The sequence below is a fragment of the Nocardia rhizosphaerae genome (genome assembly GCF_042650365.1).
In the GTDB taxonomy this organism is placed as follows: domain Bacteria; phylum Actinomycetota; class Actinomycetes; order Mycobacteriales; family Mycobacteriaceae; genus Nocardia; species Nocardia rhizosphaerae.
On the sequence record NZ_JBHSBA010000003.1, the window covers coordinates 177,452 to 190,952 of the forward strand.

Genomic DNA, 13,501 nt, shown 5'->3' on the forward strand with positions numbered 1-13,501 from the left:
GCCACCGCCCCTGCGCAGTGCCCGCTCTCCTACGAACACCCGCACTTACGGCTCGGGCGTCGCCAGCGACTTCAGCAGGACCGCGGCCAGCCGGGAGGTGGCGTTGCCCGCATCGATATCGGTGATGTGCACCGCGAAGACCAGGTCGCCCATGGCGGCCAGCAGCCAGCCGTCGGCGCCGCTGTCCGCGGTGAAGGCGGTGACATCGCGGAAGCCACGCAGCGCCGCGGTTTCCGGCTTGCCGATGCCCTCGTGCATCATGGCGCGCAACCGGTCGACCGCGGGCTGGGGCAGTGCCGGAATCGGGGTCTCGGTGGTGCTCGGGGTGCCGTTCTCGATCATCGGCGGGACCACCGAACCGCGGACGATGGCGGCCGCGGCGATCGCCATCCCGAACGGGCTGGCCAGCACCGCGTCGGCGCCGGGGCCCTGGCGCACCTGCTCGGTGCTGCGGCCAGGGGTGCTGATCCGGCCGGTCACCTCGTCGAGACCCGGCACCTTGAAGTCGACGCCGACGCCGAGCGCGGTGGCCGCCTCGGCGGCCTCCTGGTCCGAAACATCCTGCGGCGCCTTGTTCTTGGCGGCGGCGGCCACCGTGCGGAACAGCTCCATCGCGCCACCGGCCGGGTACAGCCCGGTGAAGGCGATCGGCCCCTTCTCCGAGGCGTAGCTGTTCTGCGCGACGGCGACGACCGCGCCGGTCGACGGCTGGATGGCCACCACCGAGGCCGGCGTACCCACGCTGACGACCGCGTCCTCGGCCGCGCGCTGGAGTCGCTGGTCCATCGTCGCGGAGATATCGGGCCCGGCCGGACCCTGATACCCGGCGACCTGGTCGACGAACCGGCCGTCGGGCTCGAAGATCTGCACGCCCCACCCCGAGGTTTCCTCCTGGCTGTCCACCCACACCTCGCGCAGCGCGTCGAGCATGGGCGACCAGGTGCGCCGGTCGGCCGAGATCAGCTTGGGCTGCTTCTCCATCACCACGCCGGGCACGGCCGCCATCCGCGGCTCCAGGATGGCGAAGTCGCCCTCGCGCAGGTTCACCGCCACGATCGGCTGTCCCTGCGATGCGGCGATTTCCTGCATCAGTGACGGCCCGGTGATCAGCGGCGCGACCGGCTCGATGGCAGCGGCCAGCGCGTTGGTGGTCCCGACGAGGTCGCCGGTGCGGCTCGGATCGATCTTGATGACATTGATGATCTGCTCGATCATCAGCGGATCACCGGCCAGATCGATCACCCGCGGCGGCGGTTTCGCGGTGGTGCGCACCAGTTTCACGGTGCGGTTGTTCGTCAGATGCGGCATGACCACCGAGGAGTCCCAGGTGATCCGCCAGCCGATGGCGAGCTTACGGACGGTGCCCTGCAGGGTGTAGGTCCAGTCCTTGCGCTCCCCGAAATTCCAGGCGACGTCCATGCTGAAGATCGCCGACTGCGCGTCGAGGTCGATGACCTGGGTCTTCTCGTAGTCGACCGTTCCAGTCGCCAGGCCCTCGAACATTTGCTTCAGGGTTGCCGAGGCGGCAGCGGGATAGGAGGTCAGCTCGGCGGCTTCGGCGTAGTCCTGTTCGTCGAGCAGGTCGGTGAACCGCTGGACAACTGTTTCGGACTCACTCGGTGTTTCCCCCACCCCACACGAGCACAGCGCCATGGCGAGGGTCGCAACCCCCGCGATCGCCACTGCGCCCCGGACGCGAAAGCGGCGGGATCCCCACACATCCATATCGCCCACTCTTCACTCTTGCCACTCCAGTAACAAATCCACCGTACCGGAAGTTGACCCGTCTCCGATGCCACGGCAACACGGGTAGCTACCCCGACCTCAGCACCTCGATTGTGCCCGATATCTCCCCCCGCTGAGGGGCCGATTCCGAACCTCGCCCAGCCAGTGGCAACAACTGGCGCGCCAACCGTACCGGCAGACCCGCCCGCTGGTGCGGATCTCGCATTGTCCGGCGATTCAACGCGAGGATACCCAGACCCGCCGACGCTCAACCCAGTGCGGACGAGGGGGCCGAACCGGAAAGAACGGCGTTCACGCAGAGCATAAACAGCAATACCAATAAGGGCGTAATCTTGTAATCATCGCAACGGAGACAACACGGACAGCAGGTGATTTCCATGCGGAACGCCCATCGCGAACGCGGATTCGGCCGCCCCGGCGGCTGGCAGCAAGCCGACCTCCCCGATCCCGCCGACGCCCCCGACTGGTTCGCCGGCCGATTGCCCGCCGACTGGTTCACCGGCCCGCCCCAGATCGAGATCGACCGCGACGAGATCGTGGTCGTCGGTGAGCTACCGACACCCGAATCCACCGACGACGCACCGGTTTCGTCAGCGACGAAAGAAGGCGCGCTCGCCCGCTTCCGCGAGTCCACCCGGCCCGCCAGGATGCAGATCGCCGACGAGGCACAGCGACGTTATCGCCGCAGCGTGGCCTGGGGCGTCGAGGTCGACGGTGAGCGAATCCTGTTCACCCACCTGGCCGTTCCGGTGATGACCCGGCTGCGCCAGCCCGAACGCCAGGTGCTCGACACCCTGATCGACGCGGGCGTGGCCCGGTCCCGCGCCGACGCACTGGCCTGGACCGTGAAGCTGGCGGGCAAGCACGCCGAGAGCTGGCTGGCCGAACTCCGCGAGGCCATGCGCAAGGTCGACGACCTGCGGTCGGAAGGGCCACAGGGGTTGTGAATTAAGGTGGCCTGCATGGAGAACGTGCAGGCCACCGGTCCGATTCTGGTACTCAACGGGCCGAACCTGAACATGCTCGGCACGCGGCAGCCGGAGATCTACGGTGCCGACACCCTCGACGACGTGGTAGCGCTGTGCGAACGCACCGCCGCCCGATTCGGCCGCGAGGTGGTGGCATTCCAGTCGAATCACGAGGGCGCCCTGATCGATCGGATCCAGCAGGCGCGCGGCGAGGTGTCGGCCATCGTGATCAATCCGGGCGGGCTCACCCACACCTCGGTGGCGCTACGCGATGCGCTGGTGATCCCCGAGGTGCCGATCGTCGAGGTGCACATCAGCAATGTGCACGCCCGCGAGGAGTTCCGCCATCACTCCTACGTCTCTCCGATCGCGACCGCGGTGATCGCGGGCCTGGGGATCCAGGGGTACGCGGCGGCCATCGAGTTTCTCGGCGCACGATAGGGCAACGACAGCGCTGGGCGCACACTCATCGCTGCACAGGTCCCGTGCGCGACGGATCGGCGGGAAAGTGGACGCTGAGCCCGGTCCCAACCAACCAATAGAACTCCCTAAGCGACATATACCCCAAGCAACCCCCTAAACCAGCCGAAACACCGGAAACCCAGACGCAATAGCCACGAGCTCGTCATCGGTAGCGTTCTTGTCGAGGCCTTCGAAGAACTTGCCGACCTCCCACCCCCACTTCTCCAGATACCGGCGCAGCACCGGGATCTTCGCATGGTCGGGAACCTCGGTGGCGGTGAAGGATTCGACCTTGCGCCCGAGGCGCAGTTCGCCACTGCCCGCGACACGCAGGTTACGAACCCACTGGGTGTGCCCGCGCGGAGCGACCAGGTAGCGGACACCGTCGTCGCCGGTGAGCACGTTGACCATGGCGGTGCGCCATTCGCCGCTCTTGCGGCCGCGCACCGCCAGCTGCCGCGACCCCATGATGCTGATCCCCAGCCTCGGCAGCAGGTTCGCGATCTTGTTGACGATCGGGTCGATGCCGGTGGGTCCGATGTAGCGGGCGGTGTCGCTCATTGCCTTACCTCCGAAACGTGAGCACTGCTCTCTGTTGATGAGGCAAGTGTGCGGCCCCGCATGTCGCATTGTCAAGAGCAGTGCTCTCTATTTGCTCGAACTCGCGCTCCGCCGAAGCATTGACGCGATGATATGTAGTACTTATGCTACATATCATCGAAGGTCGATGACTGGGAGGACTCATGACTTCGAGTAACGGCGTCGTTCTCGACGTCCAGCGATTGCGGATGCGGTACGACGAGTCGGACGTACTGCACGACGTGACGTTTCAAGCGAAGCGCGGGGAGGTGCTCGTCATGCTCGGGCCCAACGGCACGGGCAAAACCACCACGATCGAGATCCTCGAGGGGTTTCGCAGGAGGTCGGCCGGGCAGGTCGGCGTGCTGGGTACCGATCCCGAACACGGTGATGAACAGTGGCGCGCGCGGATCGGCGTCGTCTTGCAATCCTGGCGCGACCACGCGAAATGGCGGGTGCGCGAACTGCTCGCCCACCTCGGCGGATACTACCGGCCCTATGCCACCGCCGGTGTCCAACGGCCTTGGGACACCGATCAACTCATCGAGCTGGTCGGTCTCACCGACCACGCCGACGCAAAGATCGCCACGCTGTCCGGCGGGCAGCGACGCAGGCTCGATGTGGCCATCGGCGTCGTCGGCCGACCGGAACTGCTGTTCATGGACGAGCCGACCGCGGGCTTCGACCCGGCCGCCCGGCGCGATTTCCACGACCTCGTGCACCGGCTCGCCGATCTCGAGGACACCACGGTCCTGCTCACCACGCACGATCTGGACGAGGCCGAGAAGCTGGCCGACCGCATCCTGATCCTGGCGGGTGGCCGCGTGATCGCCGACGGCTCGCCCGACGAACTGGCCCGCTCGGTCGCAGGCGAATCACAGGTGAGCTGGACCGTCGACGGGCAGCGCTTCGTCCACACCACCACCGAGGCGACCAAATATGTACACGAGCTGTTCAAACAGCACGGCGAGGGCATCGGCGATCTGGACGTGCGCCGCGCCTCGCTGGAGGACACCTACATGACCCTGGTCCGGCGGGCCGACGCAGGCGAAGCCGTCCACACGCTCGCGGAGGTCACCCGATGAACACCTCGGCCATTCGCGCCGGTCTCGCCCGCGGCGGCATCGAGCTGCGCCAGCTCTACACCAACGCGCCGGATCTGATCGGCCAGTTCCTCACCCCCGCCATCACGCTCGGCGTGCTGTTCCTGCTGCGCGGCAAGATGTACGGCGAGAGCGGACTGTCGGTCGCCGAACTCGCCGTGCCAGGGCTGCTCGGCGGGATCATCGCGTTCAACGGCATGTACGCCCTGCTCAATGTGCTGGTCCTCGACCGGGAGGACGGCACCCTGCTGCGCGCGAAGGCGGTGCCGCGCGGCATGACCGGCTACTTCACCGGCAAGATCGTGGCCACCGCGAGTTCGGCGATCGGGCAGGTCGTTATCGTGCTCGGGGTGGGCATGGTGATCATCGGTGGATCCTCGCTGACCAGCGTCGGCGCGATCACGACCTTCGCGTGGGTCGTGGTCATCGGCCTGCTCGCGGTGCTGCCATGGGGCGCGATCCTCGGCAGCGTCCTCGACACCAGAACGGCCTTCCTGCTCACCATGCCGCTGATGGGTCTCATGGCCATTTCCGGCATCTTCTATCCGATCACCGCGCTGCCCGGCTGGCTGCAGGCGGTCGGCCAGGTGTTCCCGATGTACTGGCTCGGCCTAGGGATGCGCTCGGCGCTGCTGCCCGCCGATGCGGTCGCGATCGAACTCGGCCAGTCCTGGCGGCACCTGGAAACCGTTGCGGTACTCGGTGTCTGGGCGGTGATCGGACTGCTGATCGCACCGGTGGTGCTGCGGCGGATGGCCGGGCGCGAGTCCGGCGCGACCATGGCGACACGAAGGGAAAAGGCGATGCAGCGTGCCTTCTGAGGTCATCTACAACCGCATCGCGATGCTGCGGGCCGAACGCGGCATCTCCCGGCGGGACCTGGCCGAGGCGCTGGGCGTGCATTACCAGACCGTCGGCTACCTCGAACGCGGCGAGTACAGCCCCAGCCTGCACCTCGCGCTGCGCATCGCCGCCTACTTCGAGGTGGCGGTGGAGGTGGTGTTCTCGACCGAGCCGTTCCCACGCCTCGGCACCGAGACCGCATGAAACGAACCGCCCGGCTTCGAATGCCGGGCGGTTCGTCGGTGGTTCAGGCCGTGCCGATCAGAGGTCGAGCTCGCTGATCAGCTCGAAGGTGGAGACCGGCTTGCCCGCGGCCTCGCTGGCGGCGACGGCCTTGCGCCAGTAGGACTGAGCCAGGTGCGAGATCTTCGCGTCGACGCCCACCTCCTCGCTGGCGTCGATGATGTGCTGCGCACCGGCGTCCATCATCTTCAGGCTCGCCAGGTCGGCCCAGCCACCGGCCGCGTTGGCCTGCGAGAACTCCGTCATGAAGTAGGGGAAGGCCTCGCTGGAACGGATCGCGAACGGGAGGAAGGCGGCGATGTCGTGACCGGACTTCGCGATCATCGCGGTGGCCTGGTCGAAGGCGAGCAGCCAGGGGTGGAAGATGGTCAGCAAGGCCTGGTAGTAGATCTGTGCCAGACCGTCGTCCTCGCCGAGGTACTCCTGTGGGCTGAGCGGGCGCAGCAGCTCGGCGTGCGCGTCGAACACCGCCTTCGGGCCGCTGTAGAAGATGTAGGACGCGGGGTGGGAGATATTGTCGCCCGCCGACATCACGCCACCGGAGACGAACTCCGCACCGCGTTCACGGACCCAGGCCGCACCGGCCCGTGCCTTCTCCGGCGAGTCCGACGACAGGTTGGCGATCACCTTGCCCGCCAGCGCTTCCGGCGCCTGGCCGAGCACGTCGTACATGGCGGCGTAGTGGGTCAGGCTCAACACCGCCACCTCGTTCGCGGCGAGCGCCTCGGCCACCGATTCGGCCCGCTTGGCACCCAGCTCCACCATGGCGTCCACCTTGGCCGTACTGCGGTTCCACACGGTGACCTCGACGCCTGCCGCCAGGAAGGCCCGCACCATCGACTGCCCCATCGGGCCGAGGCCGAGCACGGAGACGGAGCGGTTGTTCTGCTCGGACATGTGTTCTCCTTCGATTCTCGTTGCTTGCTGGTTCGGCGCCGAGATCCATGGTGGCCGGGTCGGTATCGTCGGGGAAGACCGAACGTCGACGTGCGGTTGCTTACCCAGAGGTTCGAATTACGGTCAGAGAGGCAACCCGGAGATGAACAGTGACGCAGATCACGATGTGTGCGGCATGAGCCTGGCCATCGACGTCGTCGGCGGTAAGTGGCGCCTGCACCTGATGTGGGTGCTCGGCGAAGGGCCGCAGCGGTTCGGGCACATCCGGCGGCTGCTCGACGGGGTGAGCGAGAAGGTGCTCGCCGAGAACTTGCGTCACCTCGAGCAGTCCGGGGTGGTGCATCGGGAGGTCTATCCCGAGATTCCGCCGCGCGTCGAGTACTCGCTCACCCCGCTCGGTGAGACCCTGCGGCAGGCGCTGGAACCACTCGAACACTGGGGCAACGATCATCGCGCCGTCCTGTCACCCCCGGCGGGTGCCCGGCCGCTCGACCCGGCGCCGGCGACCGTCGCCGCCAGCTGACCGGTTTCACCAGCGCCGCGCCGCGATCCGCTCTCCGACCTGTTCGAGCAGTTCGGCCGCGTGCGCGATCGACAATGCCGGATCGGGTTCCAGGTCGCTGAGCGCGTAGCACCCGACGAATCCCGCGGCGCGAATCTCCCCCGGCGACAACAGGGTCCGCCCGACCGCGGCGACCACCGGCACCCCGGCGGCCTTGGCAACCGCCGCCACCCCGACCGGCGCCTTGCCGCGCATGCTCTGGTGATCCAGCGAGCCCTCCCCGGTCACCACCAGCGTGGCATCGGCCACCAGGCTGGGGAATTCCAGCAGCTCCATCAGCACCTCGATACCGCTGCGGACCTGCGCTCCGAGCACGGCGAGCACGCCGAAACCGGTGCCGCCCGCCGCACCGGCACCGCCGATCTCGGCATACCCGGTGCCGAGCACCGCGGCCCAGTTGGTGAGCGCGGCCTCCAGCTCGGTCATCTGGTCCGGGTCGGCGCCCTTCTGCGGTGCGAAGACAGCGACCGCGCCCGCCGGCCCGAGCAGCGGATTGTCCACATCGCAGGCCAGGGTGAAGCCGGTGCGCGCGATCGCCGGGTGCAGCCCGGCCCGGTCGACCGAGGACACCCGGCCGAGCAGGGTGGCGACATCGCTGTCGGCGCCGTCGAGCTCGCGATCGTCGGCGTCGAGCAGGCGCAGGCCGAGCGCGCGCAGCAGCCCCGACCCGCCGTCGGTCGACGCGCTGCCGCCGAGCCCGAGCACGATCTCCTCGGCGCCGTTGTCGAGCGCGTGCGCGACGACGACCCCGAGACCGTAGGTGTTGGACCCGAGCGGATCGAGTCTGCCGCCCGGCAGTTTGGCCACGCCGACGGCGGCGGCGAGCTCGACCACCGCGGTCGCGCCGTGCACCGCGTACACCGCGGTCGACGGCTCGCCGGTGGGTCCTGGCGCGGCCACCTCGACCCGTTTCCACCCCGCCGCGACGAAGGCGTCGACCATCCCGTCACCGCCGTCGGCCACCGGCACACAGCGCACGTCGGCGGTCGGGTCGGCCCGCCGGATCCCGGCCGCCAGCGCCGCGGCCACCTCGGGCGCGCTGAGCGAGCCCTTGAACTTGTCGGGGGCGAGCACCACACGGGGTCCGTTGGTCATCTCGACATTGTCCCCTTCCAGTAGTTTCGACGCATGGCGACCGAGGTCCGCAAAAACAGCGCGCTCGAGCGGTTCGAGCTGACGGCCGACGGGGTTCCCGCAGGCTATATCGAGTATCAGGACACCGGGGCCGAACGCGCCCTCGTGCACACCGAGGTCTTCCCAGGGTTCGAGGGCCGCGGACTGGCGAACGTGCTGGTCGCGGCGGCACTGGACGACAGCAGGGCCGAGGGATTCGAGGTGCTGCCGCTGTGCCCGGTGGTGCTGCACTTCGTCACGACCCACCCCGGCTACATCGCGCTGGTGCCGCAGCGCTCACGCGCGCTGTTCGGGCTGCCTCAGTAGTTCGCGACGGCACCGTCGACCGCGTGCTGCAGTTCGTCCTTGACGAAACGAGCGATATCGGCGGGCCGCTGCGGCAACTCGAGCACAGGTGCGCGGAAATAGAAGCTCGCCGAACGCACCTGCTCGACGGTCGGTTCCACCGCCGGATCGGGTTGCGGACCGTAGCTCATCGCGATCGCGACCAGGGCGGGTGGCGCGTCGAGTTTGGCGGCGCGGAACGCGATGTGCCCGATCCCGCTGCCGACCGCCTGCACCTGAGCCGGGTCGACGTCGTTGCAGGTGCCCTCGGGGAAGATCGCCAGGTGATCGCCTGCGGCCAGCCGCTGCGCGCACACGTCCATCATGCGCTGACCAGCCGCGTTGACAGCCCTGATGCCGTGGTCCTTGCCGCGGAAGACCGGAATCCCACCCATCATGTCGACCTTGCGCCGCTGCTCGGGTTCGAGGAACAGCTCGTCCTTGGCCAGCACTCTGACCCGGCCGATCTTGGACCGCAACGGAGACCGCCACGCCGTCGCCGCCACCGTGTACGGATCGCTGGTGGAGAGGTGGTTGATGGCGTAGATCACCGGCCGCCCACTCCGCACGAGGGCCCGCACCCGCGCCTTCGCGCCGGCGGCGAAGACGACGCGTGGCCGGAACCGGCGGGCGAGCACGGCATAGGAGGCCAGCGCTTTCCAGCGGTTCTGCTGATGCCGCAGGTAGTAGTCGTACACGGCGTCGCTGTCTTCGAGAAGGACCTCGGGCGAGTGCATGCCGCGACCCTACCGGTCGCGTCGGCGGCCCGACGGACGAGAAAATTTCCGGTGCGGATCGTCGCCGGGGAGCGCGCGACGCCGTACCAGTGCGATGATGGCCGGGTGGCACGCGGAGACGACCCGGACGAGCGCCGGACTCGCGACGAGCACGGTGATGACCGGCGGCGCGGGCATCCTCTCGCGGGCGTGCGCGCGGGCAACCTGCTGGTGTCGGCGATCGACCTGGTCGAGCCGACATTCCGGCGGACAGTGGTGTACGTCATCGAGCACAACGACGCGGGCAGTCTCGGTGTGGTGCTGAACCGGCCGAGCGAGACGCCGGTGGGTGAGGTGCTCCCCGCGTGGAGCGCGCTGGCCGCCGCGCCGGGCGATCTGTACATCGGTGGCCCGGTCAAACGCGACGCGGCGCTGTGTCTCGGCATGCTGCGGGCCGGCGCGGATATCACCGGGGTGCGTGGGTTGCGCCGGGTGGACGGCCGGGTGGTGCTGGTCGACCTGGACGCCGATCCGGCCGAGATCGGCCCGCTCATCGAGGGCATCCGGGTCTTCGCGGGCTACGCGGGCTGGTCGATGGGACAGCTCGACGGTGAGCTCGACAACGACGACTGGATCGTGGTCTCGGCGCTGCCGTCGGACCCACTCGCCACCGATCAGCACGACCTGTGGGCGGCCGTGCTGCGCCGCCAGCCGCTGCCACTCGCCCTGCTCGCCACCCATCCGATTGAACTCGAACGCAACTGACCCCGTTACTCCTTCGACGAGGGAGTAACTCATGCAATCCGACGAACAGTGATCAGGGCCGCCGATGGACGGAAGTCGCGACGAACTGATGCGCGCGCTGTACGCCGAGCACGCACCAGCGCTCTGGCGTTACACCCTCGGCTTGGTCCGCGACGCGGGCCGGGCCGAGGACATCGTGCAGGAAACGCTGCTGCGCGCCTGGCAGCGCCCCGCGGTGCTGGAACAGACCGACACCTCACCGCGCGCGTGGTTGTTCACCGTGGCTCGTAACCTCGCCGTCGACGAACACCGCAGCGCGCGCAGCCGCCGCGAATTCGGCACCGACGTGCCGCCGGAACAGGTGAGCCCCGACCAGTCCGACCGCGCTCTCGACGGCTGGCTGGTCGCCGACGCGCTCAGCAAACTGAGCCCGGATCACCGCGAGGTGATCGTGCGGGCCTACTATCGCGGACTCGGGATGCAGCAGATCGCCGACGAGCTCGGTATCCCGCCCGGCACCGTGAAGTCGCGCCTGCATTATGGAATGCGCGCGATGCGCCTGGCCTTACAGGAGATGGGGGTGACCAACAGATGACCGATCTCGCCGACGAGTACAGCACCTGGGACGCCGCCTACGTCCTCGGCTCGCTCGGTGCCGCCGAGCGTCGCGAATACGAAGCGCATCTGCGCGACTGCCCGCACTGTCAGGAGGCGATCGCCGAGTTGGCAGGCATGCCGGGCATGCTCGGGCTCGTCGATCGGGACACCGCGCTGTCGATGGTGGCCTCGCCGGAGCCGGAACCACCGCGGGTCCCCGATCTCCTGCCGAGCCTGGCCGCGGCGGCGCAGCGACGCCGCACCCGCAGGCGCATGTTCGGTATCGGTGGTGCCGTCTCGGCGGCCGCCGCCGCGGTGGTGATCGCCGTTCCGGTGGCGGTGAGCGTCGCCGGGTCGGGCACGCCGACCGAGCAGATCGTCGCGCAGCAGCAGATGCAGGCACTGGAGCAGACGCCGATCTCGGCCCAGGTGAAGCTGGTCCGCGACGGCGAACGCACCCGCCTGGTGATGACGTGCAGTTACGGCGGCACGAGCAACGGTTACGGCCCGAGCTGGAACTACAGGTTGGTGGTGACCATGGGTGACCAGCGGATTCCGCTCGACCAGTGGCCTGCCGGGCCTGGCACCGAACTGACGGTGGACCGCACGATCGATGCCCCACCCGAGGCCATCGATGCCGTCGAGATCACCTCGATGGAATCCGGCCGGACAGTTCTGGTCGCCGAGGTCTGACGCCGAACGGCCCCGGAGGGGATCCGGGGCTGTTCGCTGGACCCGATGTTCAGTTGGTCTGCTTGCGGAAGATCGACCGCGACCACAAGTACCCGCCACCGGCGATCACCGCGCACCAGGCCAGCGAGACCCAGCCGTTGGCGCCGATCTCGGTGCCCATCAGCAGCCCGCGCAGCGTCTCGGTGATCGGGGTGAAGGGCTGGTACTCGGCGAACTGGCGCAGGCCGACCGGCATGGTGTCGGTGGCGACCAGACCGCTGCCGAGGAACGGCAGCATCACGATCGGAAACGGTGCGTTGCTCGCGCTTTCCGGATTGGGCGAGAGCAGGCCGAGCGCGATGGCAAGCCAGGAGAAGGCGAAGGTCACCAGGACCAGCAGCCCGAAGGCGGCCAGCCATTCGGCGACGTTCGCGTTCGGCCGGAAGCCGATCAACAGGGCGACACCTGCCATCAGGGTCATCCCACCGATCGCCTGGATCAGGGTGCCCAGCACATGCCCGGTGAGCATCGACGACTGCGAGATCGCCATCACCCGGAAGCGATTCACGATGCCCTTGCTCTTGTCGGTGGCGATCGAGACGGCCACCGAAACGGTCAGGTACGCGGGGAGCAACAGCAGCATGCCCGGTGCGAGATAGTCGATGTACTCGCCGCCGGAGGACTTCTCCAGCGCGCCACCGAAGACGAAGTTGAACACGAGCAGCAGCACGGTCGGCATGATCAGGATGCCGAAGACCATGCTCGGATAGCGCTTGGCGTGGGTGATGTTGCGCCGCAGCATGGTCATGGTGTCGGCGAACGCGTGGCTCTTGGTGGCGGTCATGGTGGTCATACCAGTTGCTCCTGCTGCTCGGTGGTGGCCCGGCCGGTAAGGGTGAGGAAGACGTCGTCGAGGTTCGGGGTGTGCACGGAGATGCCGCCCGCTTCGACGTTCTCGGCGTCGAGGAGGTCGAGCACGGCGCGTACCGAACGCACGCCGCCGTCGCTCGGCACGGCGAGGGTGAGCCCATCGCCGCCGTCGAGCACCTTGGCGGCCGGTCCGAGCGCGTACTGCGCCGCCGAAAGTGCCTGCTGGTCGGCGAAATCGACGCGGATGTAGCCGCCGGGGACCAGCCGCTTCAGTTCCGCCGCCGTGCCCTCGGCGACGATGCGGCCGTGGTCGAGGACGGCGATCCGGTCGGCCAGCTGATCGGCTTCCTCGAGGTATTGGGTGGTGAGGAAGACGGTGACACCGCGATCGTCGACCAGACCGCGGATGATGTCCCAGATGGCGCGACGGCTGCGCGGGTCGAGCCCGGTGGTCGGCTCGTCGAGGAAGATCACCCGCGGGTCGCCGACCAGCGTCATCGCCAGGTCGAGCCTGCGGGTCATGCCGCCGGAGTAGGTGCTCGCCGGCTTGTCGGCGGCCTCGATCAGGTCGAAGCGATCCAGCAGTTCGGCGGCCAGCCCGCTGGTCTCGCGCCGGGAGAGGTGGTTCAGATCGCCCATCATGTGCAGGTTCTCGCGGCCGGTGAGAAGTTCGTCGACGGCGGCGAACTGCCCGGTGACGCCGATCAGTTCGCGCACGGCGTCCCGATCGGCGAGCACGTCGTTGCCGCCGACGGTGATCTCGCCGCCGTCGGCGCCGATCAGGGTGGTGAGGATCTGCACGGTGGTGGTCTTGCCCGCGCCGTTCGGCCCGAGCAGGGAGAAGATCGTGCCCGCCGCGACGGTGAGGTCGATGCCGTCGAGCACCGTGTGTTCGCCGTAGACCTTGCGCAGGCCGCGCGCGGTGATGGCCGAGTTGACCATGGTCGTCCCTTTCCAGTGGATTACATTCATTGCTGCGAATAAGCGCATGAGTGATCGACACGGCCCCCAGGGGCCGCGGTTGTCGGTGTGGGTATGTGG

Annotated in this window: 17 protein-coding genes; 10 read left to right on the forward strand and 7 right to left on the reverse strand. The window is 68.3% G+C overall.

Annotated elements, in window-relative coordinates; translation table 11 throughout:
* Positions 1 to 45: 45 nt before the first annotated feature.
* Positions 46 to 1,725, reverse strand: coding sequence for an NTF2-like N-terminal transpeptidase domain-containing protein (locus ACFOW8_RS02345; protein WP_378544696.1), 1,680 nt, complete (start codon positions 1,723 to 1,725; stop codon positions 46 to 48).
* A 398-nt stretch (positions 1,726 to 2,123) separates the two neighbouring features.
* Between ACFOW8_RS02345 and ACFOW8_RS02350 the strand changes: the two genes are divergently transcribed.
* Positions 2,124 to 2,693, forward strand: coding sequence for a hypothetical protein (locus tag ACFOW8_RS02350; RefSeq protein ID WP_378544699.1), 570 nt, complete (start codon positions 2,124 to 2,126; stop codon positions 2,691 to 2,693).
* Between the two features lie 15 nt (positions 2,694 to 2,708).
* Complete coding sequence (aroQ, locus tag ACFOW8_RS02355) at positions 2,709 to 3,155, forward strand: type II 3-dehydroquinate dehydratase (RefSeq protein WP_378544702.1); 447 nt, start codon at positions 2,709 to 2,711, stop codon at positions 3,153 to 3,155.
* 135 nt (positions 3,156 to 3,290) lie between these two features.
* On the opposite strand, the gene ACFOW8_RS02360 is transcribed toward aroQ, so the two are convergent.
* On the reverse strand, positions 3,291 to 3,737 hold the full coding sequence (locus ACFOW8_RS02360; RefSeq protein ID WP_378544705.1) for a nitroreductase family deazaflavin-dependent oxidoreductase: 447 nt from the start codon (positions 3,735 to 3,737) through the stop codon (positions 3,291 to 3,293).
* Positions 3,738 to 3,919: 182 nt separating this feature from the next.
* On the opposite strand from ACFOW8_RS02360, the gene ACFOW8_RS02365 reads away from it, so the two are divergent.
* From ACFOW8_RS02365 to ACFOW8_RS02375, 3 genes are read left to right on the forward strand one after another with little or no spacing between them, the layout of a single operon-like run.
* Positions 3,920 to 4,840, forward strand: a complete 921-nt coding sequence (locus ACFOW8_RS02365) for an ABC transporter ATP-binding protein (RefSeq protein ID WP_378544708.1) — start codon at positions 3,920 to 3,922, stop codon at positions 4,838 to 4,840.
* Positions 4,837 to 5,679 (forward strand): ABC transporter permease, encoded by an 843-nt coding sequence (locus ACFOW8_RS02370; RefSeq protein ID WP_378544711.1) that lies wholly within the window; start codon positions 4,837 to 4,839, stop codon positions 5,677 to 5,679. The genes ACFOW8_RS02365 and ACFOW8_RS02370 overlap by 4 nt, the downstream gene beginning before the upstream one ends.
* Positions 5,669 to 5,905 (forward strand): helix-turn-helix transcriptional regulator, encoded by a 237-nt coding sequence (locus ACFOW8_RS02375; protein ID WP_378544714.1) that lies wholly within the window; start codon positions 5,669 to 5,671, stop codon positions 5,903 to 5,905. Before ACFOW8_RS02370 ends, ACFOW8_RS02375 begins: the two co-directional genes overlap by 11 nt.
* A 57-nt stretch (positions 5,906 to 5,962) precedes the next feature.
* Here ACFOW8_RS02375 and ACFOW8_RS02380 read toward each other — a convergent pair whose 3' ends face one another.
* Positions 5,963 to 6,841: an NAD(P)-dependent oxidoreductase gene (locus tag ACFOW8_RS02380; RefSeq protein WP_378544717.1), complete on the reverse strand. Its 879-nt coding sequence runs from the start codon at positions 6,839 to 6,841 to the stop codon at positions 5,963 to 5,965.
* Positions 6,842 to 6,983: 142 nt separating this feature from the next.
* On the opposite strand from ACFOW8_RS02380, the gene ACFOW8_RS02385 reads away from it, so the two are divergent.
* Positions 6,984 to 7,364: a winged helix-turn-helix transcriptional regulator gene (locus tag ACFOW8_RS02385; RefSeq protein ID WP_378544720.1), complete on the forward strand. Its 381-nt coding sequence runs from the start codon at positions 6,984 to 6,986 to the stop codon at positions 7,362 to 7,364.
* A gap of 6 nt (positions 7,365 to 7,370) precedes the next feature.
* On the opposite strand, the gene ACFOW8_RS02390 is transcribed toward ACFOW8_RS02385, so the two are convergent.
* Positions 7,371 to 8,498: a glycerate kinase gene (locus ACFOW8_RS02390; RefSeq protein WP_378544723.1), complete on the reverse strand. Its 1,128-nt coding sequence runs from the start codon at positions 8,496 to 8,498 to the stop codon at positions 7,371 to 7,373.
* Positions 8,499 to 8,531: 33 nt separating this feature from the next.
* On the opposite strand from ACFOW8_RS02390, the gene ACFOW8_RS02395 reads away from it, so the two are divergent.
* Positions 8,532 to 8,843, forward strand: coding sequence for a GNAT family N-acetyltransferase (locus tag ACFOW8_RS02395; protein ID WP_378544726.1), 312 nt, complete (start codon positions 8,532 to 8,534; stop codon positions 8,841 to 8,843).
* On the opposite strand, the gene ACFOW8_RS02400 is transcribed toward ACFOW8_RS02395, so the two are convergent.
* The gene (locus ACFOW8_RS02400; RefSeq protein ID WP_378544729.1) at positions 8,837 to 9,598 is read right to left on the reverse strand and encodes a lysophospholipid acyltransferase family protein; all 762 of its coding nucleotides are present in this window, start codon (positions 9,596 to 9,598) and stop codon (positions 8,837 to 8,839) included. The genes ACFOW8_RS02395 and ACFOW8_RS02400 overlap by 7 nt on opposite strands.
* A 105-nt stretch (positions 9,599 to 9,703) precedes the next feature.
* On the opposite strand from ACFOW8_RS02400, the gene ACFOW8_RS02405 reads away from it, so the two are divergent.
* From ACFOW8_RS02405 to ACFOW8_RS02415, 3 genes are all read left to right on the forward strand, one after another.
* A complete protein-coding gene (locus tag ACFOW8_RS02405) occupies positions 9,704 to 10,342 on the forward strand; it encodes a YqgE/AlgH family protein (protein WP_378544731.1) in 639 nt (212 codons plus the stop codon).
* A gap of 64 nt (positions 10,343 to 10,406) precedes the next feature.
* Positions 10,407 to 10,916, forward strand: coding sequence for a sigma-70 family RNA polymerase sigma factor (locus ACFOW8_RS02410; protein WP_378544734.1), 510 nt, complete (start codon positions 10,407 to 10,409; stop codon positions 10,914 to 10,916).
* A complete protein-coding gene (locus ACFOW8_RS02415) occupies positions 10,913 to 11,611 on the forward strand; it encodes a zf-HC2 domain-containing protein (RefSeq protein ID WP_378544736.1) in 699 nt (232 codons plus the stop codon). Before ACFOW8_RS02410 ends, ACFOW8_RS02415 begins: the two co-directional genes overlap by 4 nt.
* 49 nt (positions 11,612 to 11,660) lie before the next feature.
* Here ACFOW8_RS02415 and ACFOW8_RS02420 read toward each other — a convergent pair whose 3' ends face one another.
* Both ACFOW8_RS02420 and ACFOW8_RS02425 read right to left on the reverse strand, forming a co-directional pair.
* On the reverse strand, positions 11,661 to 12,443 hold the full coding sequence (locus ACFOW8_RS02420; RefSeq protein WP_378544739.1) for an ABC transporter permease: 783 nt from the start codon (positions 12,441 to 12,443) through the stop codon (positions 11,661 to 11,663).
* Positions 12,440 to 13,402, reverse strand: a complete 963-nt coding sequence (locus ACFOW8_RS02425) for an ATP-binding cassette domain-containing protein (RefSeq protein WP_378544742.1) — start codon at positions 13,400 to 13,402, stop codon at positions 12,440 to 12,442. The genes ACFOW8_RS02420 and ACFOW8_RS02425 overlap by 4 nt, the downstream gene beginning before the upstream one ends.
* Positions 13,403 to 13,501 lie beyond the last annotated feature (99 nt).